Here is a 24,280-nt window from a genome sequence, read left to right as displayed (position 1 = left end):
AAAAATTGAGGTATCACAATGATGTTGAATAATTTGGAAAACGATTCAATATTTACGCCAGAACAAGTTTTGGAAAATCGGGGTAGGGTCGCCATATTTATTGATGGCTCAAATTTATTTTATGCTGCACTGCAACTAGGTATTGAAATAGATTACACGAAGTTATTATGTCGATTAACAGGAGGTTCTAGATTACTGCGTTCTTTTTTCTACACTGGTGTAGATCGGACAAACGAGAAGCAACAGGGGTTTCTGCTGTGGATGCGTCGCAATGGCTATCGAGTCATTGCTAAGGATTTAGTCCAGCTACCAGATGGCTCGAAAAAAGCTAACCTGGATGTAGAAATAGCAGTAGATATGATGGCGCTAGTAGATTCTTATGATACCGCAGTTTTAGTTAGCGGTGATGGGGATTTGGCTTATGCGGTAAATTCAGTCAGCTATCGTGGCGTGCGGGTAGAAGTAGTGAGCTTGCGTTCGATGACCAGCGACAGCTTAATTAATGTAAGCGATCGCTACATTGATTTAGAAGCTATCAAAGAAGATATTCAAAAAACCCCTCGCCAAAGCTATCCATACCGACCGTTATCTGGTATCGGTTTTTTGGAAGACCCCAGAACTAGTGACGGACACCTAGAAATCCAAGAATAATGGCGTATCAATTTCATAAAAGAGGGAGATGGGGAAAGAGAAAAATTCAAAATTTCTCCTCCACTCCCTCGTTTCTTATTTTACTTTTATTAATATTTGGTTTAGTCGCCTGCGGGGGCAAATCCCCGCCAGCTTCCCAACAAAACACTGCGGATTCATCCGATAGAGATAGTAATTTGACTTTCTATGATGTCACCCTAGAACAAGCAGATGAAGTGGGGAGACCAATTTGGAAAGTCAGGGCTAAAACCGCAAAATATACCAAAGAAAAACAAATTGGTCAGGCTGTAAGTCCTTATGGTGAACTATATCAAGATGGGAAAGTTGTTTACCAAATCAAGGCAGATGTAGCAGATATTGAACAAGATGGGAAGCAGTTGTTTCTTAAAGGTAAGATATTTGCTACAGATCCTACGAATGGTGTTGTATTGCAAGGTAATGAATTAGAATGGCGACCCAAAGAAGATTTGTTAATTGTCCGCAACCAGATTAACGGCACTCACAAACAACTACAAGCTGTAGCGCAAGAAGCACGAGTTAAAACCCGCGAACAACGGATGGAATTTTCTGGAGGAGTAGTAGCAAATTCTATCGATCCCCAAATGCAAGTGAGAACTGAACATTTAATCTGGAATATTAAAGAAGAAAAACTAATTGGCGATCGCCCTCTAGAAATTGACCGCTACAAAGATAATAAAATTAGCGATCGCGGTAAGGGAAATTCTGCCGAAGTCAACTTAAAAACAAAAATTGCCACTGTCCAAAAGAATGCTCAACTAGAATTACTAGATCCACCAATGCAAATAGCTAGTAACTCTATGACCTGGAACATGAACGCAGAAACTGTCACCACAAACTCACCTACGCGAATGTTCCAGCGTGCCGAAAATGTCACAGTGACAGCTAATCAAGGTGAAATGAAAATACCGCAAAAAACCGTTTATTTAACAGGTAATGTCAACGCCGTTGGTCAGCGTCGCCAGTCTCTAAGATCCAATACACTAACTTGGTATTTAGACAATAAGTTAGTTGAAGCTCAGGGAAATGTTGTTTACCGACAAATTGATCCACCATTAAATTTTGTGGGTGAAACAGCAGTTGGTAATCTGCAAACAGAAAATATTCTTGTCAAAGGTGGCAGTTCTAGCGGTAGGGTAGTAACGGAGATTATTCCTCAAGAAAGAGCCAAGCGTTAGCAGTAAAGTTAGGTGAATGAAGCCCACCTTCACCCAGAAATTTTGGGTTGGTCGAGTACTAGACTAGGATCTTAGTAATACAAGTCTTTTGATAGCCCATGAATGGATCAAACCGATTAGGTAAGGAATCCTTGCCAACATCCCAGCAAGCAGAACATTCCCACCATCACGATACAGACCACGAGCATACAGATCGTACTCATGGAACTGGAGAGTCAGCTCATCCTCATATCCATAGTGAAGAGTCTTTACGGCGAATTGTCAATCGATTATCGCGTATAGAAGGACATGTTCGAGGTATTAAGTCAATGGTGCAGCAAAGTGCCCCTTGTCCTGATGTTCTACTGCAAATTGCCGCAGTGCGAGGCGCATTGGATCGAGTCGCGCGAATTGTTTTGGATGAACATTTAACTGAGTGTATTGCTAGAGCCGCACAAGAGGGTAATATTGATGTTGAAATTAAACAGTTAAAAGCTGCTTTAGATCGATTTTTACCTTAAAAATTAGAAAATAATGTAGAATGCACTTGCAAAACTGCTAATACACTAGCTGCGATACATCAAAATTCATATAGTGCATACTGACATTTACCCCGGCAACATTAATATTGCGAACTGGTAGACAAGCAGAAGTGTTGAATGTTAAAAAAAAGCCGATAAAAATAGCCCAAAATATTCATTGATTTGAGGAGATGATATTATGTTGACTATTTTATGATTTTTAGAGTTAGTTTAACTAAGTATGTAAAGTTTTGTATCGAAATTCAACATTTCTGGTATTACACTTTTTAGTGATTAGGTGTAATTCCAAATTTTGCACCAATAAAATTTTATGTAATTTAATAACTCAGTATTAAGCTAAAACCGTTGATTTAACGATAAAAACCAATAAAAAGAAGGTAGCCTTATCGCGCATATTTTTACATTACCTGGGTTTATACGGGAAGATGCAAGATATAAGGTAATCCTCAATTTTGCCCCAATTGCGGAATTCATTAGAGAAAGCGTGTAATATCAGTAAAATATGATGCTGCATTGATGAGGTAGTAGATGGAGTCACTAACAGCAAGTGTGATCGTAACTCTGGCTTTAACCAAAGTGTTTGAAACGACAATAGAGAAAGCGACAGAAGCAACCTTAGCCAAGGTCTGTTAACAGATTGTTTATAGCTTTAATAGATTAATGTTGTCCTCTGATAAATGTAGTTTCATCATATAAATATTGTAAATAATTGTCAATTTAAAAGGAAGTACAAAATGAATTATGATTTGCTAAAACCAGATATTATTAGCCTGCATATAACATTGATTGACTGGTTAAAAGAAATCAGCAAATTGATGAATATAATCAGTCAAGACTTTAGTTCTGATGATGAAACAGGAAAAAGAGCTAATGAATTGAAAATCTTGTTCGAGCGGAAATTAGAAGAACTAGAAAAAATGGAACTGTTAATGGTGATAACTGCACCTATGAGTGCAGGGAAATCAACTATTATCAATGCTCTCTCTGGACTAAATATAATGCCAAAGCGTCCTACAGCTATGACAACACTTCCTACGAAAGTAGTTTTTGGAGAAAAACCAGAACCCACACTAACACTAACCGATAATTCATTTTTACTTTTCAAAGACATATGGAATGAACTTTACGATAAATTCAAAAATTTTCAGGACATTGATAATTATCAACAAACAGAAATTAAGAAATTTGAGTATTTAGAAAATTTGAAAAAGCTTATTATAACTTCAAGAGATATACCCATAGAGCAACAAACTATTGGATGCGATAAAATATCTGACGTTTTAACTAAACTCAATGATTTGATTCGTTTGTATACAATTATAAATCCTGAAGATAACCCTATTAAATTAATTGATGAATTTCCTGTAATTGAGACAAGCTTATGGAAAATGCCTACAGCAAACCAGTCAGAGCAAGATATAACTTTTCCTATTCAAGCAAAATTTGTAATTATTGATACTCCAGGTATAAACGAAGCTGGACAAGCTTATTTGGTAGATGTGGTTAATGAACAAATTGATAAAAGCCACATGATTTTATTAGTTATAGACCCCCAGCATCTAGATAGTGATGCGGCTAAAAAGATTAAAGAAAATGCTCTGAAGCCAATGGAATTAACAAATAATAAAAATCTATATATATTAGTTAATAAAATTGACCAACGGAAGCAGGATAGTCTGGATTTAAAGCAATTACAACAATTTGTCTCTAACGAGTTAAATTTATTTAATTCTGATTTTGACATTAAAGAACGTTTGTTTGAATGTTCTGCTTTGAGGGGTTTTTATTCTGCTTGTTTAATACAAGAAATCAAAAGCCAAAAATCTATTGAAAATCCAATAAATAGTACTTTATTTTATCAGGAAATATCACAAGCAATTAATAGTGATAGTAATTTAAGTATTGCTGATAGAGGAAGAAAGACAGTAAACATTTCTGAACTTATTGCAGATTATCAAAATAATAACATAGATAAAGAAAAGTTAGAACAGCTTGAAGAATATACTGAACTTCTTTATCAATACTCTGGCTTTGATTCGTTTATCAAAAAAGTAATTAATATTCTTATTAATAACGCAGCTCCTAAATTAATGGAAACAGCAATAATTACTATTGCAAAAACTCTTCCTGATTTTTATAATCAAGTCATTATACGTAATATATCCGCATATACAAATGATGTTAATAAACTAAATGATGCAATTAATGTAATTCAAAATAGAATGGATGATGTGGAAGCTTGCCGAACTAACATTTTTCAAGAACTATTAGCACGCAAACAAGACATTGAAGATAAAATTAACTCTAAATTTATAGAGATAGAAGCTAAGATTCAAGAAGAAATTACAGAACATCTTACATCCAATTTTGAAGTGCGATATTATGAAATGTCCCAACGATATCCAGAGTATTTTGGCTATATTATGGCGAATAAAAGAATACCTGATGACAGTGAAATTGAGACATTGAAATTTTCTGAAGATATCTCTATAGGAGATTTTTTAAATGAACTATCCAAGAGTATTAATGATATTGTTAATACATATTTTATAACTCTTAATAAAGAGATAAAACAAGAACTTAAAACACAGAAAACTCAACTTATTAAATTTGCTAACAATCAAACTCAAGAACCTTTAGAAAATGCTCAAGCCCAAATTCATAGCTATTTTCCACAAAGCTTTAAATTACCTTCATTACCTATTATAGAAGATTTAGAAGATTATAGTAATTTTCATGAAAATCAAGAAGAGTTTACGGAATATTTACAACCAAAAATTGAAATTCAAAAGGAGCGTCGTTGGTTGTTTTCTATACCCTTACTCTTATGGTTGACTGATAAATTACCCTTATGGTTGACTCATGAAGACATACCAGTAGTAGTTGACAAAGGAGGATATACTGTTAACAAACAAAAATTATCTAACTATGTATTACAATCTATTCAAAAAAAACTACAAGAAAATAAGGAAGGCTTTAACAATTTTATAGATAATGATTTGCGAACAAGTGTAACATCTTACTTTAAATACATTATAAAATACTTAAATGAATATAAGAGTGCTTTAAAACAATCATTAAAAGATAATGCTTTAGAAGCTAATCAAAATAAAGAATTAATACGTAAGTTAAATTTCTTAAAAATAGAAATAGAAAAACAAATTGAATATTCAGAAACCTATAAAAGATATATAAAAGATTTACAACAAATAATTAGTTGAGTTGTAAATTGTTTCATAAATAGAGTAATTCCAACATAGATTTCCATTAACAAAAAATAAAATTTTATGAATGAGTTAAATAACCTACAAAAAAAGTTTCCACAAATTAAAGAAAGAGCCTTAATTGAATTAGTTCACAGTATACATATAAATCAAGATTTTATTGGAGACTGGAACCAAGGAGAATATAAATCTAAAAGGCTAGGATTTTTAGGGAACTTAATTAACAAAATAGTTGATAATCATATTAAAGAACAAGAAATTTTGACTGGAAATTTAGTTAAAAGTCAAGATGTCCTGTATCAATGGCTAAGAGAACTTTGTCTAGATCAAAGTATTAGTTATAGAGCACTATATATAACTCGAAAAAACATAGAAGATATTGCATTACAATTCAATCAGAATTTAAGTGAGCTAAAAGAATTTGTTTCTCAGAGGTTCAATGAAGTTAGTAGTAGGCAAGAAGCTTACGAAGATTTTAATGATATTATACTAATCTGGAATAGTAATGAATATTATAAAGGGTTACCTTGGGTATTACAAATACCACTCTTAGTAGATGAAATATTTAGACGTTGTGCTAGTCCCAATATGACTGATGATGCTTTGAAAAGATATCCTCAAAGAGTTGTGAATAAAATTCTTCAAAGTCATCATAGTCAAAAGATACCTAGTAATTTCTTCTCCCTTGGACAGTTACTTGATTTGTCCATTAAAGATATAGAAACAAACGGTGAAGAAACCTCAGAAGATATGAACATTAACAGCGACACTATATCTGTAGTAGAGTGGCTGTTAAAGATAGACGTAAATTTACAAAGCCTGCAAAAATCAGGCTTTTTTTGCAGACCACACTTGTATGTTATCAGTAGAACATTAGAGCTAGCAAGCCAAGAGAACAGATATATTAATCCTGCTCAAAAAGCTATTTCGGAATGTCGTGATTTTGCTTATATACCTTCAGCTACAGATAAAAATAGTTTTGTTAAAGCAGTTGTCCAAGAAACATTTGATTTTTATATAAGAAAAATTAAAATTCAACAAGTAGAAACTCAAGAGTATAATACTTATACTGTTCCAACTTTATCAAATACAAATCAGTTTGATACAAGTTCATCTAAGTTTTCCGAAATATTTGAGAAAGAAACTAATAATCCAAAAATTGGATTAGTTCTTGCGGGTGGGGGTGCTAAAGGAGCTTATCAAGTTGGTGTCCTCAAATATCTTTCAGAGGAATTAAATTTTGTACCAGATATGATAGCTGGTACGAGCATTGGTGCTCTAAATGGTGCCTTTTTAGCATCTCATCAACCATTCAATAAAGCTGTCAGCCGACTAGAAGAAATTTGGGATGACATTGCCATTGGTAAAATTAACATACTTCAACGAAAACCAATATTAGAATCATTAAGAAGTTTATCAATTTATGATCCAGACCCTATTAAGGAACTATTAGAAGAAAAAGTAACACAAGATGCACTGCAACAAGGGATTCCATTATGGGTGACAGTATACCTTGCTGCCCAACCTCTCCCTTTTTTAAATTACTTGGAATACTATCTTCACTCTTTTCAGGATGAAATTCCTCAGAAAGTAGAATGGCGATCCGTTCGAGATGTTGATGCTGATACTATGTATAATTCAATTTTAGCTAGTGCTGCTATTCCTTTGGTATTTCCTAGTTGGAACATAGATAGTCAGTCTTACGTAGATGGATTCTTGGGTGATAATATTCCTTTGAAAGCGTTAGAGAAAGAGGGATGCACTTTTGCAATTGTGATTCATCTAGATAATGTAGAAACTTGGAATCGCCACAAATTTCCTAATCAGACAGTTATTGAAATTCGCCCACGATTGGAAATTAACAAATCATTATTGAGTCCCTTAGACTTTAGTAATGATTATATTACTGACCTTAAAAAGCGCGGAGAAGAAGATGCTAAATTCTATTTAGAACCTATTATTTTTACTTTAATATCTAACTACCAACGCCGTAGCCTAAGAGATAGGCTAATTCAATCTATGCCTATGGATTTTGTACAGTGACAAATTAAATTAAATGGTGTTGAAACAAATTGGTGTCATCAAGTTAAGCCTTACCTACTTTAGGCTTACAACAATTCGTGTTGATACAGCTTGTAAGTATCTATGCTGGTTCTTACGCTTAACGCTCTTTGAGTTCAAGCTTCACACCCTCGATGACATTAATTTGGCACTGCGACAAATAAAAAGTTACTGTACAAAAGAAAACTCAAGGTTTGATGCCAACTTCAACTCGTGTGATCACAGTGGCGAATCTCTAAGCAGACATCTATGGTAGACAAGCTATTTTATAGACTTTCTTTTTTTCACTTTTTCTAGAAGGTAACGAGATAAAAGCTTATTTTATCAGATCATACGCTGTGCAATGACGATGGTTTTTAGATAGACTATGATTCTAAAAAGTTATCAATTTTATTATTCTTTAACTGGCACTTTAGATAAACCACTAATTCTTTTTTTGCATGGCTTCATGGGTAACATTGATGAATTTGATGAAGCCATAAAATTACTATTTAACGAATTTTCTTATTTAACACTTGACCTCCCCGGACACGGCAAAACCCAAGTTTTGGGTGAGGACGAGTACTATACAATGGCAAACACTGCTCATGCTTTAATCAACTTACTGGATAAGTTAAAAATTGCTAAATGCTTTTTAGTTGGTTATTCAATGGGTGGAAGATTGGCTTTATACCTAACCCTGCATTTTCCAGAACGTTTTCATAAAGTTGTGCTGGAGTCAGCTTCTCCAGGTTTACCAACAGCAGCAGAACAATTAGAACGGATTAAAATCGATACACAAATAGGTAGAAAATTAACAAGAATCTGGAAAAAAAGTGATTTTACCGCCTTTCTATCAAATTGGTATAATCAACCGATTTTTGGTTATATAAAAAATCATTCGGAATACGATCGCATGGTAGAAAGTCGGTTGCAGAACAATCCACAGGAATTAGATAAATCTCTGCGCTTTATGGGTACTGGATGCCAACCTTCTTTATGGGAAAAGCTACAAGGCAATACAATTCCCATGCTTTTACTAGTCGGTGAATACGATCAAAAATTTATATCTATTAATACAGAAATGGCTAAAATATGTGAATTTGCTCAGATAAAAATAATTAGCAATGCTGGACACAATATCCACTTTGAAAATACCTTGGCATTTGTGGAAAATATCAAAAGTTTCTTGTCTACAGCAAGTTAAAAATTAAGATAACCTTACTACTTTTTTACTGCCTTGCTAGAAGGAGTTGGGGATGGTGGCATCGGGGCTGTTGGTTGTTTAGCTGCGGTCAATTCTTCTTGCAACATTTTTTGATAAATCTTAGGCAAAGAGTTACTAACAAAATTAGTTTCTATGCCATATCCCAGACTTGTCCAGGTGGGAGAGAGTCGCCGCAAAACATCATTTAACTTTCCTTGACGCAACAGTTGCGAAATATTAATTCCCCAAACTTTAGAATCATTTAACCAACGGTAAACTACTATATCTTGATACTCTGCTTCAAAACTATAAGCAGTCCAAAACATCATCCGCATCGGCTTTGGGTGATAACGAGGAGCTAAACGATACCAAGTAATGTTGATAATTTGATATCTACCAGCAGCGGTAGAACAATTACCTGTGTTGGGGCCTGTGATAATTGTGACGCATATCTCAGGATGTCGGCTGAGGTCGTTGACTTGCTGTCCCCCATACAACAGCGAATAGGGACGGTTTCCACTAGCCTCACTTGCCGAGATAGTTCGCATTAAAGCGCGGATGTAGGGGTCGCCCTGTTTCATGACCAAAGGCGGCTGTTTACTTTCAAAGATGGGATCGGAAGGCGATCGCAAGTCTCCAATATACCATTGCAACAAATACACAAAGCCGAGAAGCGCGGCTATTGGACCAATAAGTTTTTCAACACCTTTGAATTCAAAGCCTTTCAGAGTCTGACTCCTTCAAATTCACTCTTTTTGCTAACGAAAATCATCGACGAACTGATTCCGGTAAAGTTCACACCTGATTGTTAGTTATTATTTCCGATTTGCTCATTTTTTTAGAAATTAGCAAAAAAGAGTATAAGTAAGTTGGTGCAATAAAACCAAACTGTGTAAATAAAAGTAAATAAGGCTCAAACTCTTTCTCCCCCTGCCCCCTGCCTTATCCCAACAATAATTATTTACGCCGACCTACTTAAATACAGGAGTTTGTAAGTAACTGAGGTACAAAATGCAGGACTGACGCATTAAATATAAAGAGTTTCTACCTCCTGCCTTAAAATCCGTAGCTTTGTACTTCATGCAAAAGAAAACTACTGTAAGTATAACAAGCGAGATATTTGCGAAAATCTTGAATAAGTATAAATTCAATTGATTATAGTAGCATCTGCTCTCAGTAATAATTCCTTCTTTGCTCAAATCAAACGATAGGTCGATACAACCTCAAAGTTGACACCAATGCACAACTGCGATCCCCTATAAAAAGTCTGTATTACGACCGATTGAGAACTGCAATTACGGAGATTGGGTAATTAATCAGTCTGCTTCTCTAGCCCTGGATAAACTTAGTATTTTAAAATACCAGGAATTTTCTGAAGACACTGTAGATAACAAATGTTACTGTGGCCTAGTTGAAAACCAAGAGGCAGATAGCCTTTACCAATATTGAATCTGCTTTGTGTTTTTACACAATAGTCATAGTCATGGGCACAATATTCAAGTAGCTTGAAATATGAAAATCACTCGTATTCACCACCAGTTTGAAAAACTATGGTTAACCGTTTTACTTCCGTGAGTACTGCTCTCACACTTAAGGTAGTTGGAATAATCTGCATTTTGTCCTTTTTCGTTGACTTTTTGATTCTGTTGTTACCCTTTCAACCCACCGATCGCGTATGGCAAATCAATTTGGGAACAGCGCTCGTCGATCGAGGAATTGTTCCTCTAGTTGGTTTGGGGCTTCTGTTTGCTGCCTATTGGATTGAGAATGCTGATGCCGCAAGCGATCGCCCCCAAGGTATCGATTTAAGACTTCCCGCTGCGATCGTCTCCAGTATTTTAGGGTTGATGTTCTTGCTAATTTTTCCCTTGCACCTAAATAACGTCAATCAAGCGAAGACTCAAACACTCAACCGAATCACCCAAGAAGCAGACCAAGCAGAAAATCAACTAAACACTCGGTTATCGCAATTGCAAGCACAACTGAATACCGATCAAGGAAAAGCGCAACTTGACCAGCTGCGAAACCAAACCAAAGCTCAGTTTAGTGAAATCCTCAAAGATGACCAAAAATATAAGCAAGCAATTGAAAGCCCTCAAATTCCCGCAAATATAAAAGAGTTACTTAAGAAGGCTAAAACAAATCCCCAAGTACTTGACAAAGCTATCGAACAACAAACAGATATCCAAACGCTGCAAACTCAACAACTGAGCCAAGTTCGCCAGCGCCGAGACGAAGCACTGCAACAAGCTAAAGATACTGCTTGGAAGTCTGGACTGCGGATTGGTATTAGCAGTTTGCTATTGTCCATTGGTTACATTATCATCGGCTGGACAAGCTTAAGAGGTAGGGGTGCTGTACAAGGTGGTAAACCTAGAACTGCCGCACGCTAATCCACTATTGGCATGGCAGTAGGACGTATCCAAAAATTATTGAAGGCTGATACTGCCATGCACCTAATAGCTAATAACAATAAAAAGGCAACGATCGCTGAGTAAAATCGCTATAAAACTTGAGTAATGTTCTCAATTTACATACTGACATATAACGAAGAACTAGATATTGCTGCTTGTATCGAATCGGCGATGTTATCAGATGACATCATTGTTGTGGATTCATGCAGTAGCGATCGCACCATAGAAATCGCTAGTCGCTATCCCATCCGCGTCGTCCAACACGCTTTTGAAAGCCACGGACGCCAACGCACCTGGATGTTAGAGTCTATCCCCCCGAAGCATCAATGGGTTTACATTCTCGAAGCTGACGAGCGCATGACACCAGAACTGTTTGCGGAATGCGAAAAGGCAAGTCAGAATCCAGACTACATCGGTTACTACGTGGCTGAACGCGTCATGTTCATGAATCGTTGGATTCGCTACAGCACACAGTATCCCCGTTACCAAATGCGACTCTTCCGCCACGGGAAAGTATGGTTTACAGACTACGGTCATACTGAGCGAGAAGTTTGTGAAGGTGCAACTAGCTTTTTAAAAGAAACATACCCACACTACACTTGTAGCAAAGGTTTGAGCCGCTGGATTGACAAGCACAACCGTTATTCTACGGACGAGGCTCAAGAAACATTGTATCAGCTAGAACAGGGTAAAGTTAACTGGCAAGATTTATTCTTTGGTAAATCGGAAGTCGAAAGACGGCGTGCGCTGAAAGATTTGTCTTTGCGTTTGCCCGCCAGGCCGTTACTACGGTTTGTATATATGTATTTTATCTTAGGCGGATGTTTAGATGGACGCGCCGGAGTCGCTTGGTGTACATTGCAGGCATTCTACGAATACCTGATTTTGCTCAAAGTCTGGGAAATGAAGTATCTACCAAAACCTAATTTAGATACAACAGCAATTTTGGTACAAGATACACAACAGGTGCAGTGCGCGGATTCTGAAACTACACAGGTTGATGCGGCGTGAACAGAGCTGGAGATTAGAAGGATTTCCTGTATAGCGATCGCAAAATCATAGCGTACCACAGATGTGTTACACAGATCCCTGACTTCGTAAAAGTTGTCGGGGATCTTGCTTTTCATGATTCAAGACTAGATCAAAATTCCAAACTTTCTAGTGTGTTCTATATTCAGGGCGGGCAGAATACTCACCTTACAAGATGGATAATTTATTTATTGGAAATACTTAATAAATTAATATTTTTAACAGAACATTTTCATAAAAGCTACCCCTGCTCAAAATTGAGTAACTGACCAGGTAAAGTAATTTATTAGTTTACCCTGTAATACTTTCACAATCATGAGTAGCTTTTGATTAAGCGCGGTAGATTAATAATACTTAATAAGTTGCAACAATCATTTACAAGTCTTATAAAGAAAAGTAACATCCTCTAAGAATAACCAGTCGCCATCGGATTGGTTAATGTCTATGTGTATGCTTATAGGAAAATAGCTGATTTCCAGCAGCAGGCAACTTGCTAGCGTTGTAAACAGTTACTTGCGGCAGAATCTGCCAAAGTTAAAGCCTTCGGAATTTGACGAATCTGCTGGTATGGATACGAATAACAAAAGTTCCTCTAGCTTAAAACAGGAGAATCGGGGCTTGGTAATCGATCGTCTAAAACAGGACTTAAAAAACGACCTGATTGCTGGTTTGTTGGTAATAATTCCCCTAGCAACCACTATCTGGCTGACAATTACCATTGCTACTTGGGTAATCAACTTCCTTACCCAAATTCCTAAACAATTAAATCCCTTTGATGGGTTAAATCCAGTTTTAGTAAATATACTTAATTTATTAGTAGGATTAGCTGTACCACTACTAAGTATATTATTAATGGGCTTGATGGCTCGGAATATAGCTGGGCGGTGGTTGTTAGATTTTGGTGAGCGATTACTACAGGCAATTCCTTTAGCCGGACAGGTATACAAAACTCTTAAACAGCTTTTAGAAACGATACTAAAAGATTCTAATGGCAAGTTTCGCCGGGTAATTTTGGTAGAGTATCCCCGCCGAGGAATTTGGGCGATCGCTTTTGTTACTGGTGCAATCAGCAATGACATCCAAGCTCAGATGTCTCGCCCCGTGCTAAGTGTTTTTATCCCCACCACCCCAAATCCGACTACCGGATGGTACGCAGTCGTTCCTGAAGACGAGGTGGTGAACCTCTCCATGTCAATTGAAGACGCCTTTAAAATAGTTGTATCAGGTGGCATTGTCGCCTCCAATACGCCTTTGGTTTTCCCCAAAGAGTCCACACTGGAAGTGAAACACGACGAAATCAAGCAGCAGGTTATTCCCGTTGAAGAAACTTAAAATCAATTTGGCACAGTCACAAGCAAATGCGTAATGTTGTTGTTTAACTGTGCCAAAATTGATAGGCTTGTAAGTTTGTCTTGCCTAGTTAATCAGTTCTCGCAGAATCACCCCTCAGTTTTATGCAACCTCGGAAACCCCAGCAAATTGCTCGTGAATTGGCGCTTTTAAGCCTTAGCCAATTGCCAGTTAACCCCAAGAAATTAGAAAAATTGGAAGACGATCAACTAGTATCCAAGTTGCTGCTAGGAGCAGTACGCACTCTGACCTCAGAAGTACAAGATACCCTTGATAATGCCGCAGGTGAACTGCAACGCAGTAACGATCGCCTCTTAAGTAGCCAAACTCGCGCCTCCGACCTCAACACTGCTAGAACCATGCTTCAAGAAGCGATCGCCTGCACCCAGACAGCAATCAATCAGTTGGGTACAGCAGTTGATTTCCCAGTATTGATTCAGTTAGCTAATCAGGACAAGGGAGTTCGGAATTACGCCAAAGAGCTTGTGATTACCGTCAACGAAAATCGACACATTATAGATGAACTTATTTCTGCTGCCTTAGTAGATTGGCAAGTAACTCGCCTTGCCCAAATTGACCGCGATATCTTGCAAATCGCTGTGGCAGAAATGAAGTTCTTAGGAGTTCCAGATAGTATTGCCATCAACGAAGCTGTGGAGCTAGCCAAACGCTACAGTGGAGACGATGGTCATCGCTTTATTAACGGTGTTCTGCGCCGAGTCACTGAGCAGAAAAAAACTGCGTAGTACTTTTGCGGAATTCATAATTTCTATACTGCTGTGGAAAAAAGTCTTAGCCGCTTCTGCGGCTTCCTCCAAGCCAAACTTCTCCCTTTGGGAGTAAGGGTAAATGCTGCGCTAACGCAAAAAACTCTCTGTTGTAACGATTCTCCTCAAACTGGCGTTGAAAGGTGAGGATAACCCGGAAGTTTTCACCCCAAGAAAAAGTGCAAAGTTAAATTAAACTCATAACTTATAACTTATAACTCATATAACTAATACTGCTGCAATGGTTTTTAATTGGTTCCGTCGTCAACATAACGATTCCTCTAACACTCCCTCTGATAAAAAACAGGAAGAAACTCCTCCTGCACAAGAACCCCAACCAGAGCCAGCCGAAACCTCAACACCAACTGCTGAAACTGCACCAGACACAACGGCAGACTTATTGGCATTTGCTAAAGCAGCCTACAAAAATATTCAGCAAAAACAGCAAGTTGAGGTAGTAGAAACCCCACCCGATCCAGCAGATACCTTAGCACCATCAATACAACCTGAAACCGCAGAAACGGTCATTGCAGAAATCACTGAAACAGAAGCAACTGAGGAACCTGCTAGTACAACCGTAGAAACTACACAGCCAGAAGTTATCCAAGCTACTAGTGAGGAAGAAATTACAACAGATTCCTCAGTGGCAGCAATTGCCGCTCGGCCAGATGTTTCCAGCTCAGAACTCACGGCAAGTGAAGTTGAACCAACACCCACCGAACCACTAGCTACGCCAGAGGCAACACAGCCAACAGTACCATCCTTCTTAGAACGTGCGGCGGCAGAACGGCAAGCCAAGCTAGAACAACTAATAGCCACCGCCATTGAAGTTCCAGAACCAGAGGTAGTACAGCCAGTAGCGACAACCTCAGAAACAGGAGAGGAAATTCCCGGACTGCTATTTGATGATGGGTTTGTCTGGTCGGTGAAAGTTCTAGCAGCTCAAGGTAGAAGTGCAGAAGACGTTTCGATTGAAGAAATTACCTGGCTGAAAAAGCTCCGCCAAGGATTAGACAAAACTCGCCGTAGTATTCTCAATCAACTGAAGGCGATCGTCGGTCAAGGGCCGCTTAATCAAGCTGCTGTGACGGAAATTGAGGCATTGCTTTTGCAAGCGGATGTGGGTGTAGAGGCGACAGACTTTATTATCAATGCCCTACAGACAAAACTGCGAGAAGAAGTTACTGCACCTGAAGAAGCGATCGCTTTCCTGAAAAAAATCCTTCGGGATATGCTGGATGCACCGAGCAAAACCTCTCACAAAACTACCTTTACCCCAGAAAAAGAAACCTTGAATATTTGGTTAATTACTGGGGTGAATGGTGCCGGTAAAACCACCACTATTGGTAAAATTGCCCATCTTGGACAAAAATCTGGCTATAAATGCCTGATTGGGGCAGCAGACACCTTCCGTGCCGCCGCCGTGGAACAGGTGAAGGTTTGGGGTAGTAGAAGCGGCGTGGATGTAATTGCTAATCCGGGAAAAAATACAGATCCGGCAGCAGTTGTATTTGATGCGATCGCAGCCGCCCAAGCCCGTCAAACCGAATTACTTCTGGTAGATACAGCTGGGCGACTGCAAAACAAGAAAAATTTAATGGACGAACTCGGTAAAATCCGGCGAATTATCGATAAAAAAGCTCCAAATGCCAAGGTAGAATCACTATTGGTTCTAGATGCCACTTTAGGTCAAAATGGACTGCGGCAAGCCGAAGTTTTTTCCCAAGCTGCCCAACTAAGTGGTGTTGTCTTAACCAAGCTAGATGGCACTGCTAAAGGCGGCGTTGCCCTTGCCGTTGTGCAGCAGCTAGGTTTACCCATTCGCTTTATTGGTGCTGGCGAAGGAATTGAAGACCTACGCCCCTTTTCGAGCTATGAGTTTGTCGAAGCTCTCTTGAGTGGTTAGTTGAAAATTTCGAGTTAAAAATTTTTCTTAACAAACTTAGGGCTTACGCAATACTGTATGATTCTTCTCTGGGAGACACTGCGCGTTGGCGTAAGCCTCTGACAAAGAAGGAGATTCGATAAATTAAGCTTTTTAGCTATTTTTTCGTAAGTCCTAAAGCTGATAAATTTAGGGATGACCGATCTGTTATTATCACTTGAACTAACTAGAAACAGCTCAAGTCCTAAAATCATGAATTTGTCACAATAAATGGGTGACTTTTGCTAAAATTTCTAGCTAATGCCATTTTTTAAGTCTTAAACGGGCTTTTTAAATGTAGTAGTACGGTATTTAGTGCGACATACAAAAGTGCCTAAACTTTGATCTTGCAGCAATTGAAAAGGGAATCGAGACGCTCACCCCCACAAATACAATTATTATATTGTGGGATGGACAGCAGTCTCAGTGGTGAGCAGTGTGTTGGTTCGGCAACGCGGGTGATTTCAGCACTGCGGGAGGTTTTCCCTGCATAAGTGTCTAGTGTTGGCTATGGCGACTTGTACCCCTCCGGGGAAGCAAGCTACGTGCAACGTTTCTCGATAGGTTTGAATTCTGATGGTTAAATGGAAAGACTTTTTCTGACTTTTGACTTAAATTTATTGGAAGATATTTCTTCTATTTTTAGTGTCATATCTTCTATTCATATCTTACACTTACCAAATGACTCACCCCTAAAATAAATTACAGGCTAATGGTTTAACTCTGTTACAGCTGACTCAAAAGATAGAGTTACTTCACTTTTGTCCCGTTTTGATGGGTTTAAGTTTTGCGTCTTCAGCAACTCAAAATTCGCAAAACGAGAAATTAAAAATGGAAAAGCTCAATCTTGGCAATTATCCCGGCAACTATGGTATACAAATTAAGTATTTGAAGACTTATTTATATATTCTCAGATTTGGGAATGAGTGTAAGTCTGTTTTTTACCAAGCCAAGCTCGATTTGAGCGCTTATAGAGGTTTTCACTCAAAAGACTTGTAGTCTTCTAGTTTCCTCTGCCCAAACAGTCCCTCGGAAAGCGTTATCAATTATTCTTTGAATAAAGTATTTTTCTGACTTTAGAGATATGCTTTGGGAATTAAGCTATGAAAAAATGAAAAACTTTCTGAAATATCAGCAAAACTAGTAATTTTTACGGGTAGAGTTTGGACTAAAAATACATGATTTGAAATTACTAACATTCCATTAGAAATACAATAAGCAAATAAAATACTTATAAAATTTGCCTGTTACGTCTTTATACTCTTGCTAAAATGACAAGTCTTGTCTAAATATGGTTTAGCAATGCCAAAAGTCAAAAGATTTATAAGTAATCTAAAATCTGCCAATATAAAGTGCAATAATACCTGTGCCTGTGTCTCAACTGCCCTCTCAACCCATTGATAATAATAGTAGTGCCGCGACGGATGTCACACCAGTCGTGGCACTTAAAGAACTCGTGGCAAGGTTGCACCGGGAACAGAACAAAATTCAAGATTTGCTAAGTTCTTTAGGATTTGCCCTGAGAAGTTTTAATAATTTGAATCAGTTTTTGGAACTGATTCCGCTGATGGCAACAAGAGTCACAGATGCAGACGGTAGCGCCCTGTTTCTCTACAAACCTAATGGTCAAGTCAGGTTAGAACAGTTACATTGGCAAGATAGTGGCCAGCGCAAGAATATCCGCAAAGCGCTAGAAATAGCCAGTAGTCAAATCACGCTTTTGCCAAATACTGCCCCCCTAGCTAATGCCACAGGAATTTTAGACGATCAGATGCATCGCTATTTGGGGCCAGATGTGCAAATCTTTGGTACGGCAATTCTGGTAAAGCATACAGAACGGGGATGGCTCTACGTCTTGAGCCGCGATCCAGAATATAGTTGGACAGAAACCAGGCAAAAGTTAGTTAGGTTAGTGGCAGACCAAACAGCAGTAGCGATCGAAAACGATGAACTAGCTGTGGAACTAAGAAAAAAAGAACGCCTAGACCAAGAATTAGAAATTGGCGCAGAAATTCAACGGCGACTTCTACCACGTCAATGCCCTACAATTCCTGGTGCAGTCCTAGCGGCACGCTGTAAACCTGCCAATCGCGTCGGCGGAGACTACTACGACTTTATTGCTACCAATCATAATAAGATTCAGCCCAAGATCAAAAGTGGCACCGAAACTAGTCGCTGGGGTTTGGTTATTGGAGATGTCATGGGCAAAGGTGTCCCCGCTGGGCTGATTATGACGATGATGCGGGGAATGCTACGAGGAGAAGTGCTACATGGTAATTCCCCAGCCAGAATTCTACAAAACTTAAATAGAGTTATGTATGCGGATTTGGAAAATTCCCATCGCTTTGTAACGCTATTTTACTCAGAATATAACCCCCACAGCCGAATTCTGTCTTATAGCAATGCGGCACACAATCCTCCCTTGTGGTGGCACGCAGCGACAAAAACTGTCACCCGTTTAGATACTTTGGGAATGTTAATCGGTTTGGATGCTAACAGCCAATATGAAGATGCCCAGGCACAGTTAGAGCCTGGAGATACAATTATTTACTATACAGATGGCTTGACCGATGCCGCTGCTGCTGGTGGCGATCGCTTTGATGAAGACAATTTTGTTGCTGGCTTCAATACTGCTTGTAAATACTGCAATGGGCCAGAGGAGATTGTGGATTACTTATTTGACCAAGTTCAGCAATTCATCGGTGCTGATAAACAAAACACTGATGATATGACACTAGTTGTTCTGCAAATTTTATAATCATTGGGCATTTATACTCGGTCAAGTCATGAGTCAATGCTTAGGATTATGGTGACAGAAGATTCACTACAGTGATTCTACTAAATTTAATTTTTTATTTATTTTTATTTAAATTTCCGTAGCGATCGCCCAAATAGTTGTACATCAACCTTTTTTGGTGACTTGTTTGTATTTAGCCTTTAGGATAATACATAAAAAATGATCGTTAGAATACTTTTCTGTTCAATTAAAAACTATATATTTTGCACATCTAGCACAGTAGGAAACGCCAAGGGGGAGAGCAGGTAAAAGGTAAAAGGTACAAGGTAAAAAGTAAAAAGTAAATTTAATTTTTCATTTTTGCTTTCTTTCTATCTTGTGACGCAAGCATTTGGTCTGCTCCCTTTTGGCGTTTTAATTTTTTCTTTCTCCGCCGTAGCAAGTTCACAATAGCTACGACGGAGTTTTGCTTTATTTATTTCTTAAGTCTAGACTTAGTTATTTTAAAATAATTCGTAATTGATAATGACGCTTTCTAGCGCAGCGTCTCATAGAGAGTGTCATTACGAATTAGTAATTAGTTAAACTTCTTTAGTATTTAAGTTAATAACCCTCATTTAATAATTTGTCAAGATATACAGCAGAATTTAGAATTCAGAATTCAGATTATATCTGGGTAACAGACGAATCGTTGTGTATCTGACTTTCCTTGAAATCTGCTGTATCTGAAAACATTTTAGATGAAGAAAAATTTAGATAGCTATTCTATTCTTGCGCCCCAGCTTGTTGCAAACTCCGCACCACATTCTTATAACCATTAAATTCTGCAATCATCAAAGCAGTATAACCACCCCGGTTTTTAAAATTCACATCTGCCCCAGCTTGGAGTAATAACTGCACAATTTCGCCATAACCTGCTGAAGCAGCCCACATCAATGATGTGGCCCTTGCTGAGTCTTGAAAATTCACATCTGCCCCCTTTGCCAGCAGCAAATGTACGATCTCTTTGTGTTTGCATTCGGTTGCCTTGATCAAAGCAGTTTTGCCATCATCCCCTGGAATGTTGACATCAGCACCATAGTCTAACAACACTTGCACCGTTTGGGTGTGTCCTTGTGATACAGCCAACGTCAAAGGTACTTCACCAAGATTTTTCCCATTTATATCTCCGCCAGAACATAGCAGTGCCTCGACAATGTGGCTATGTCCCTGCAATGCTGCTACAAGCAGTGGTGTATCGCCCAGGTGGTTGCTAATTTGGACATCTGCACCCCTGTTAAGTAATATTTGCACGACATCAATGTAGCCTTCCACAACGGCAAGGTGTAAGGCCGTTTCACCATCTTTATCTTGGAGATTAATCTGGGCACCTCTATCTAGTAAAGCTGCTGCGATCGCACTGTGTCCAGTCGCTACTGCTGCCGATAGGGCAGTTCCACCATCAGCGTTTTTCACATTCACATCAGCCCCTGCTGCTAGCAGTGCTTCCACAATCTCCAGATGTCCCAAGTCTGCCGCTAGCATTAAGAGTGTCTCACCTTCCTCATCGTGGATATTGACATCAACACCAGTTTGGAGAATTGCTTCTATAACTTCTATTTTTCCCTGCTTAACGGCGAGTTTCAACGCCGTATCATCATCTCGATCTGCGATATTAACTTGGGCATCAGCAGCCAATAAAACTCGCACTACATCAATATGACCTTTGAGTACTGCTGCCATTAAAGCTGTACTGCCATCTTCATTAGTGGCATTAACATCTGCACCTCTAGATAGTAAAAGTTGCACAATGTCAAGCTGTTTGGCACTAGCCGCCAACATCAAAGCCGTCAAACCATAGAGTTTTCTGGGCAAGTTGATATTTGCCCCAGCATCCAGAAGCGATCGCACAATTTCGGTGTAGCCTAAATTAGCAGCAAACATTAACGCCGTAGTGCCTTGGCGATCGCATACGTCCACCCTCGCACCAGCACCTAGTAGCGCACACAGCCCCTTAATATCACCACTTTTAGCAGCTTTAAGCAGTAAAGTATCGTTGTTTTCAGTCATGGATCAGATCCCACACAGGGGATTTTGTTCGTCTACCCTCAAAATTTAGTCTGAGATTGTTTATCCACTTTGGCAAGAGGGCAAAGGAAAATAGTAGGGGGAGATGATGAGTAGGGGACAAGGGGATAGGGGGAGATGAGGGAGTGAGGGAGAAGAATTAATAACCAATGACAAATGACTAATGACTAATGACTTCTTCAATTTGTGCCAATTTAAGCACAGAAAATAGAGTTATGCTAATTTTTATGAAGATTTAATGATTAGGCGAGAACACGATGAGTCTGGAACTTTCTACGTCGGTAAAATATTGGCTGAACTTCTTTCATCCTGTGCTCATGTGGGCGCTATTAGCACTTTCGATTTATGCTGCCTACTTGGGGCTGCAAGTACAGCGTACCAGAAATGCTCAGGGGGAAGAAAAGAAAGAACTGATTAAAGGTAGATATAACGTTAGACACTACCAAATGGGGTCTATACTCCTAGCTTTGATGGTAGCAGGTGCGATCGCTGCTATGGCTGTCACTTACATTAATAACCAAAAGTTATTTGTCGGGTCTCACCTATTAGCAGGACTGGGTATGACGAGTTTGATTGCATTTTCTGCTGCTTTGTCTCCTTATATGCAGAAAGGGGCAAATTGGGCACGTGCAACTCACATTTTGTTGAATTTTATCCTTTTGGGACTTTTTGCTTGGCAGGCTGTTACTGGGGTGCAAATTGTCCAAAAAATTCTCACTCAAGCTTAGTCCTTTGTCATTTGTCCTCTCTTACAAAGTTCTGATCGGAGGTTTCCTCCGCTCAGACTTTGCGCTTTGTCATTTGTCATTAGTGTATGAGCAATGACAAAGGACTGTTGACTCAGCGCTTTTGTTTAGAATTAGCAGGAAAGGGTATTTCCAAAGATTTATGAAAATCTTCCTGAACTTTGCGAGTTAAGCGGCGGGAGACTTGGCGGACAATTTGATTAAGTAAGCGATCGCCTGTAGATTGAATTATAGACTGGGGTAATCGCTGAATAAATCTGGGAAAGTGAAGATAAACTATCAAATCCAATTCCCATTCAACTCTTGTAACCTTACCAATGCTAGTGGAAACATTGGTTTCTTTTAACTGTAGAGATGCGTTATAGTCTACGTCATAACCAGGCGGTTGGTAGTCAGGAATGGGGATTGTACGGATGCGGTAAATACCCTCCTCTGGGGGCAACAATTCCAAACCTATTTTCGGTTCTACTTCATAACCAAAAGAACCAAAACGACCAATTATTAAAGCATAGCCATTTTCCCCAAGTGATTGTACCTTCATGGGTTCAGCGCAGCGCGAAAACCATGAGGCGTGAGCATTTAGATACTCAGCAACCTTCTCTACTGGGGCAGCCATTTCCATAAAATCTTCATAACGACCGTAAAATTTTGTGAGCGTCGCTACATTTGGTTCTGTTAATGTGTCCTCAACTTCTTGGCTGGACGCTACAGGTAAAACTGCTTCTGTTATTTCCCAGGATTTATATTCGCCTTTTCTTGAAAGCATAAATGCATTACTGTATATTTTGGCGTTAGTCTATATTAATGATTCCCCATACACCTGGGTCATTTCGCATTTAGATCCCATTTTGACCGAAACCTCATTAATCTGCGATCGGCTCCATAGAATTACTAAAATAAAGAACTGAACAAGCACACAATAGTTTCTCAGGATAACATTTATCATGAAAGCATTTGTAGCAGGGGCAACAGGTGAAACAGGCCGTCGGATTGTGCAAGAATTGATAGCGCGGAATATTCCCGTCCGAGCCTTGGTGCGGGATATAGAGAAAGCTAGGGGTATTCTGTCTCCTGAAGCCGAATTAGTAGTAGGCGACGTGTTACAACCAGAAAGTTTAACTGCTGCGTTGGGAGATAGCACAGTTGTGTTGGTTGCGACTGGGGCAAAACCTAGCTTTGACCCCACTGGCCCCTATAAAGTGGATTTTGAAGGGAATAAAAATTTAGTAGATGCTGCTAAGGCAAAGGGAATTGAGCATCTCATCTTAGTTTCTTCTTTGTGTACATCCCGACTTTTCCATCCGCTGAACTTGTTTTGGCTAATTTTGTTGTGGAAAAAACAAGCTGAAGAGTATATTCAGAAAAGTGGTCTTACTTATACGATTGTCCGACCTGGGGGGTTAAAGAATGAAGACAACTCTGACCACATTGTGATGCAGAGTGCAGATACACTGTTTGATGGTAGCATCCCCAGGCAGAAAGTCGCCCAAGTTGCTGTTGAGGCTCTGTTTGAAGCAGATGCAGGCAATAAAATTGTCGAAATTATTGCTAAACCTGAAGCAGTCTCAAAAAGCTTTAAGGAGCTATTTCAACAGTGCTGATATTCCACAGGATTTTATTGCTTCTGTCTGTTAATTCTCATCCCCAAGATCGTCAGATCACATCTTTATGGAAAAGTAATGCCTACGCACTTTTTCAATTAGCTTGCATTATTTAAATTAGACCGCCCTTTGATTCCACTCCCTAAAGCGATCGCTCCATCTTTCCTGCAAGGGCTTGTTCCCAGATTGACAGATCCTCCGGTCGGTCAACATCAGCTAACGGCAACAAGTCCACGTATGATAAATTAAGTTTCTGGGCAATATCCACCGTTTTCTGGAATACTTGAGCAGTTCCCCACTCGATGTTAACAAATAGCTCCGGGATGGGTTGGCGCAAACCAATTAAGTAATATCCACCATCGATCGCAGGCCCAAGTACGAGGTCAAAGGCATGTAACTTCTCAAAAGCTGTTGCTAAAATCTTGGCATTCACTCCAGGACAATCTGTACCAATGATAATTACTTTTTTTGCACCAGCTTGAAAAGCATCAAAAAGCGATCGCGCCATCCGCAAACCTAGATCCCCTTCACCTTGAGACTGGTAAACCAAATCCAACCCCAGCCAGTCTTGCATAAGTTGCGAATCGCCACCTGCAAACCGCACTTCTACAGATATAGCAAGGGCTTTTTGCAATTCTTGAACCTGAAATATTGTATGCTCAGTCATTTTCCGTTGAAAATTAGCAGCACCAACAGTTCCCAAAACAGGTATCAATCGGGTTTTTGTCTTACCTGGTTCTGGATAGCGGGTGAAAATAATCAGGTGCTGTTTTGGGTTTGCTGGTAAGTTCAGCACACAATACCTT

Annotated in this window: 18 protein-coding genes; 14 read left to right on the top strand and 4 right to left on the bottom strand. The window is 39.0% G+C overall.

Annotated features, from left to right (window positions below; genetic code table 11):
- Positions 1 to 21: 21 nt before the first annotated feature.
- From V7K41_RS28170 to menH, 6 genes are all read left to right on the top strand, one after another.
- Positions 22 to 651 carry a LabA-like NYN domain-containing protein gene (locus V7K41_RS28170; RefSeq protein WP_094348455.1) on the top strand — a complete coding sequence of 210 codons (630 nt, stop codon included), beginning with the start codon at positions 22 to 24 and terminating at the stop codon, positions 649 to 651.
- Entirely contained in the window at positions 651 to 1,847 is a 1,197-nt protein-coding gene (gene lptC, locus V7K41_RS28165; RefSeq protein ID WP_334853591.1) for an LPS export ABC transporter periplasmic protein LptC, read from the top strand. The genes V7K41_RS28170 and lptC overlap by 1 nt, the downstream gene beginning before the upstream one ends.
- Positions 1,848 to 1,945: 98 nt before the next feature.
- Positions 1,946 to 2,347 carry a metal-sensitive transcriptional regulator gene (locus V7K41_RS28160; protein ID WP_334853589.1) on the top strand — a complete coding sequence of 134 codons (402 nt, stop codon included), beginning with the start codon at positions 1,946 to 1,948 and terminating at the stop codon, positions 2,345 to 2,347.
- A 755-nt stretch (positions 2,348 to 3,102) separates the two neighbouring features.
- Complete coding sequence (locus V7K41_RS28155) at positions 3,103 to 5,589, top strand: dynamin family protein (protein WP_334853587.1); 2,487 nt, start codon at positions 3,103 to 3,105, stop codon at positions 5,587 to 5,589.
- 66 nt (positions 5,590 to 5,655) lie between these two features.
- Positions 5,656 to 7,635, top strand: coding sequence for a patatin-like phospholipase family protein (locus tag V7K41_RS28150; protein WP_334853585.1), 1,980 nt, complete (start codon positions 5,656 to 5,658; stop codon positions 7,633 to 7,635).
- A 385-nt stretch (positions 7,636 to 8,020) separates the two neighbouring features.
- The gene (gene menH, locus V7K41_RS28145; protein ID WP_334853584.1) at positions 8,021 to 8,839 is read left to right on the top strand and encodes a 2-succinyl-6-hydroxy-2,4-cyclohexadiene-1-carboxylate synthase; all 819 of its coding nucleotides are present in this window, start codon (positions 8,021 to 8,023) and stop codon (positions 8,837 to 8,839) included.
- Positions 8,840 to 8,856: 17 nt separating this feature from the next.
- Here menH and V7K41_RS28140 read toward each other — a convergent pair whose 3' ends face one another.
- The gene (locus V7K41_RS28140; RefSeq protein ID WP_334853582.1) at positions 8,857 to 9,501 is read right to left on the bottom strand and encodes a glycoside hydrolase family 24 protein; all 645 of its coding nucleotides are present in this window, start codon (positions 9,499 to 9,501) and stop codon (positions 8,857 to 8,859) included.
- 888 nt (positions 9,502 to 10,389) lie between these two features.
- Between V7K41_RS28140 and hpsJ-B the strand changes: the two genes are divergently transcribed.
- From hpsJ-B to V7K41_RS28110, 6 genes are all read left to right on the top strand, one after another.
- Positions 10,390 to 11,232, top strand: a complete 843-nt coding sequence (gene hpsJ-B / locus V7K41_RS28135; RefSeq protein WP_334853580.1) for a hormogonium polysaccharide biosynthesis protein HpsJ — start codon at positions 10,390 to 10,392, stop codon at positions 11,230 to 11,232.
- A 126-nt stretch (positions 11,233 to 11,358) separates the two neighbouring features.
- Positions 11,359 to 12,264 (top strand): glycosyltransferase family 2 protein, encoded by a 906-nt coding sequence (locus V7K41_RS28130; protein WP_334853578.1) that lies wholly within the window; start codon positions 11,359 to 11,361, stop codon positions 12,262 to 12,264.
- 585 nt (positions 12,265 to 12,849) lie between these two features.
- A complete protein-coding gene (locus tag V7K41_RS28125; protein ID WP_334853576.1) occupies positions 12,850 to 13,614 on the top strand; it encodes a DUF502 domain-containing protein in 765 nt (254 codons plus the stop codon).
- Positions 13,615 to 13,736: 122 nt separating this feature from the next.
- Positions 13,737 to 14,378 (top strand): transcription antitermination factor NusB, encoded by a 642-nt coding sequence (gene nusB, locus V7K41_RS28120; RefSeq protein WP_334853574.1) that lies wholly within the window; start codon positions 13,737 to 13,739, stop codon positions 14,376 to 14,378.
- A gap of 262 nt (positions 14,379 to 14,640) precedes the next feature.
- Positions 14,641 to 16,305, top strand: a complete 1,665-nt coding sequence (gene ftsY / locus V7K41_RS28115; RefSeq protein WP_334853572.1) for a signal recognition particle-docking protein FtsY — start codon at positions 14,641 to 14,643, stop codon at positions 16,303 to 16,305.
- A 1,384-nt stretch (positions 16,306 to 17,689) separates the two neighbouring features.
- Positions 17,690 to 19,081: a PP2C family protein-serine/threonine phosphatase gene (locus tag V7K41_RS28110; RefSeq protein WP_334853571.1), complete on the top strand. Its 1,392-nt coding sequence runs from the start codon at positions 17,690 to 17,692 to the stop codon at positions 19,079 to 19,081.
- Positions 19,082 to 19,825: 744 nt separating this feature from the next.
- Here the strand turns inward: V7K41_RS28110 and V7K41_RS28105 are convergent.
- Complete coding sequence (locus tag V7K41_RS28105) at positions 19,826 to 21,109, bottom strand: ankyrin repeat domain-containing protein (protein ID WP_334853570.1); 1,284 nt, start codon at positions 21,107 to 21,109, stop codon at positions 19,826 to 19,828.
- 275 nt (positions 21,110 to 21,384) lie between these two features.
- Between V7K41_RS28105 and V7K41_RS28100 the strand changes: the two genes are divergently transcribed.
- Positions 21,385 to 21,855, top strand: a complete 471-nt coding sequence (locus V7K41_RS28100; RefSeq protein ID WP_334853568.1) for a DUF4079 domain-containing protein — start codon at positions 21,385 to 21,387, stop codon at positions 21,853 to 21,855.
- A 112-nt stretch (positions 21,856 to 21,967) separates the two neighbouring features.
- Here the strand turns inward: V7K41_RS28100 and V7K41_RS28095 are convergent, their stop codons facing one another.
- On the bottom strand, positions 21,968 to 22,639 hold the full coding sequence (locus V7K41_RS28095; protein ID WP_334853566.1) for a DUF1997 domain-containing protein: 672 nt from the start codon (positions 22,637 to 22,639) through the stop codon (positions 21,968 to 21,970).
- Between the two features lie 178 nt (positions 22,640 to 22,817).
- Here V7K41_RS28095 and V7K41_RS28090 point away from each other — a divergent pair, with 178 nt between their 5' ends.
- Positions 22,818 to 23,474 carry an NAD(P)H-binding protein gene (locus V7K41_RS28090; protein ID WP_334853564.1) on the top strand — a complete coding sequence of 219 codons (657 nt, stop codon included), beginning with the start codon at positions 22,818 to 22,820 and terminating at the stop codon, positions 23,472 to 23,474.
- A gap of 142 nt (positions 23,475 to 23,616) precedes the next feature.
- On the opposite strand, the gene V7K41_RS28085 is transcribed toward V7K41_RS28090, so the two are convergent.
- Entirely contained in the window at positions 23,617 to 24,270 is a 654-nt protein-coding gene (locus V7K41_RS28085; RefSeq protein ID WP_334853562.1) for a TIGR04282 family arsenosugar biosynthesis glycosyltransferase, read from the bottom strand.
- Positions 24,271 to 24,280: the final 10 nt, after the last annotated feature.

The sequence above is a fragment of the Nostoc sp. genome (assembly GCF_036917415.1).
In the GTDB taxonomy this organism is placed as follows: domain Bacteria; phylum Cyanobacteriota; class Cyanobacteriia; order Cyanobacteriales; family Nostocaceae; genus Nostoc.
Note: the sequence above shows the minus strand (reverse complement) of the source record. Positions and strands in the feature narration are given on the sequence as shown.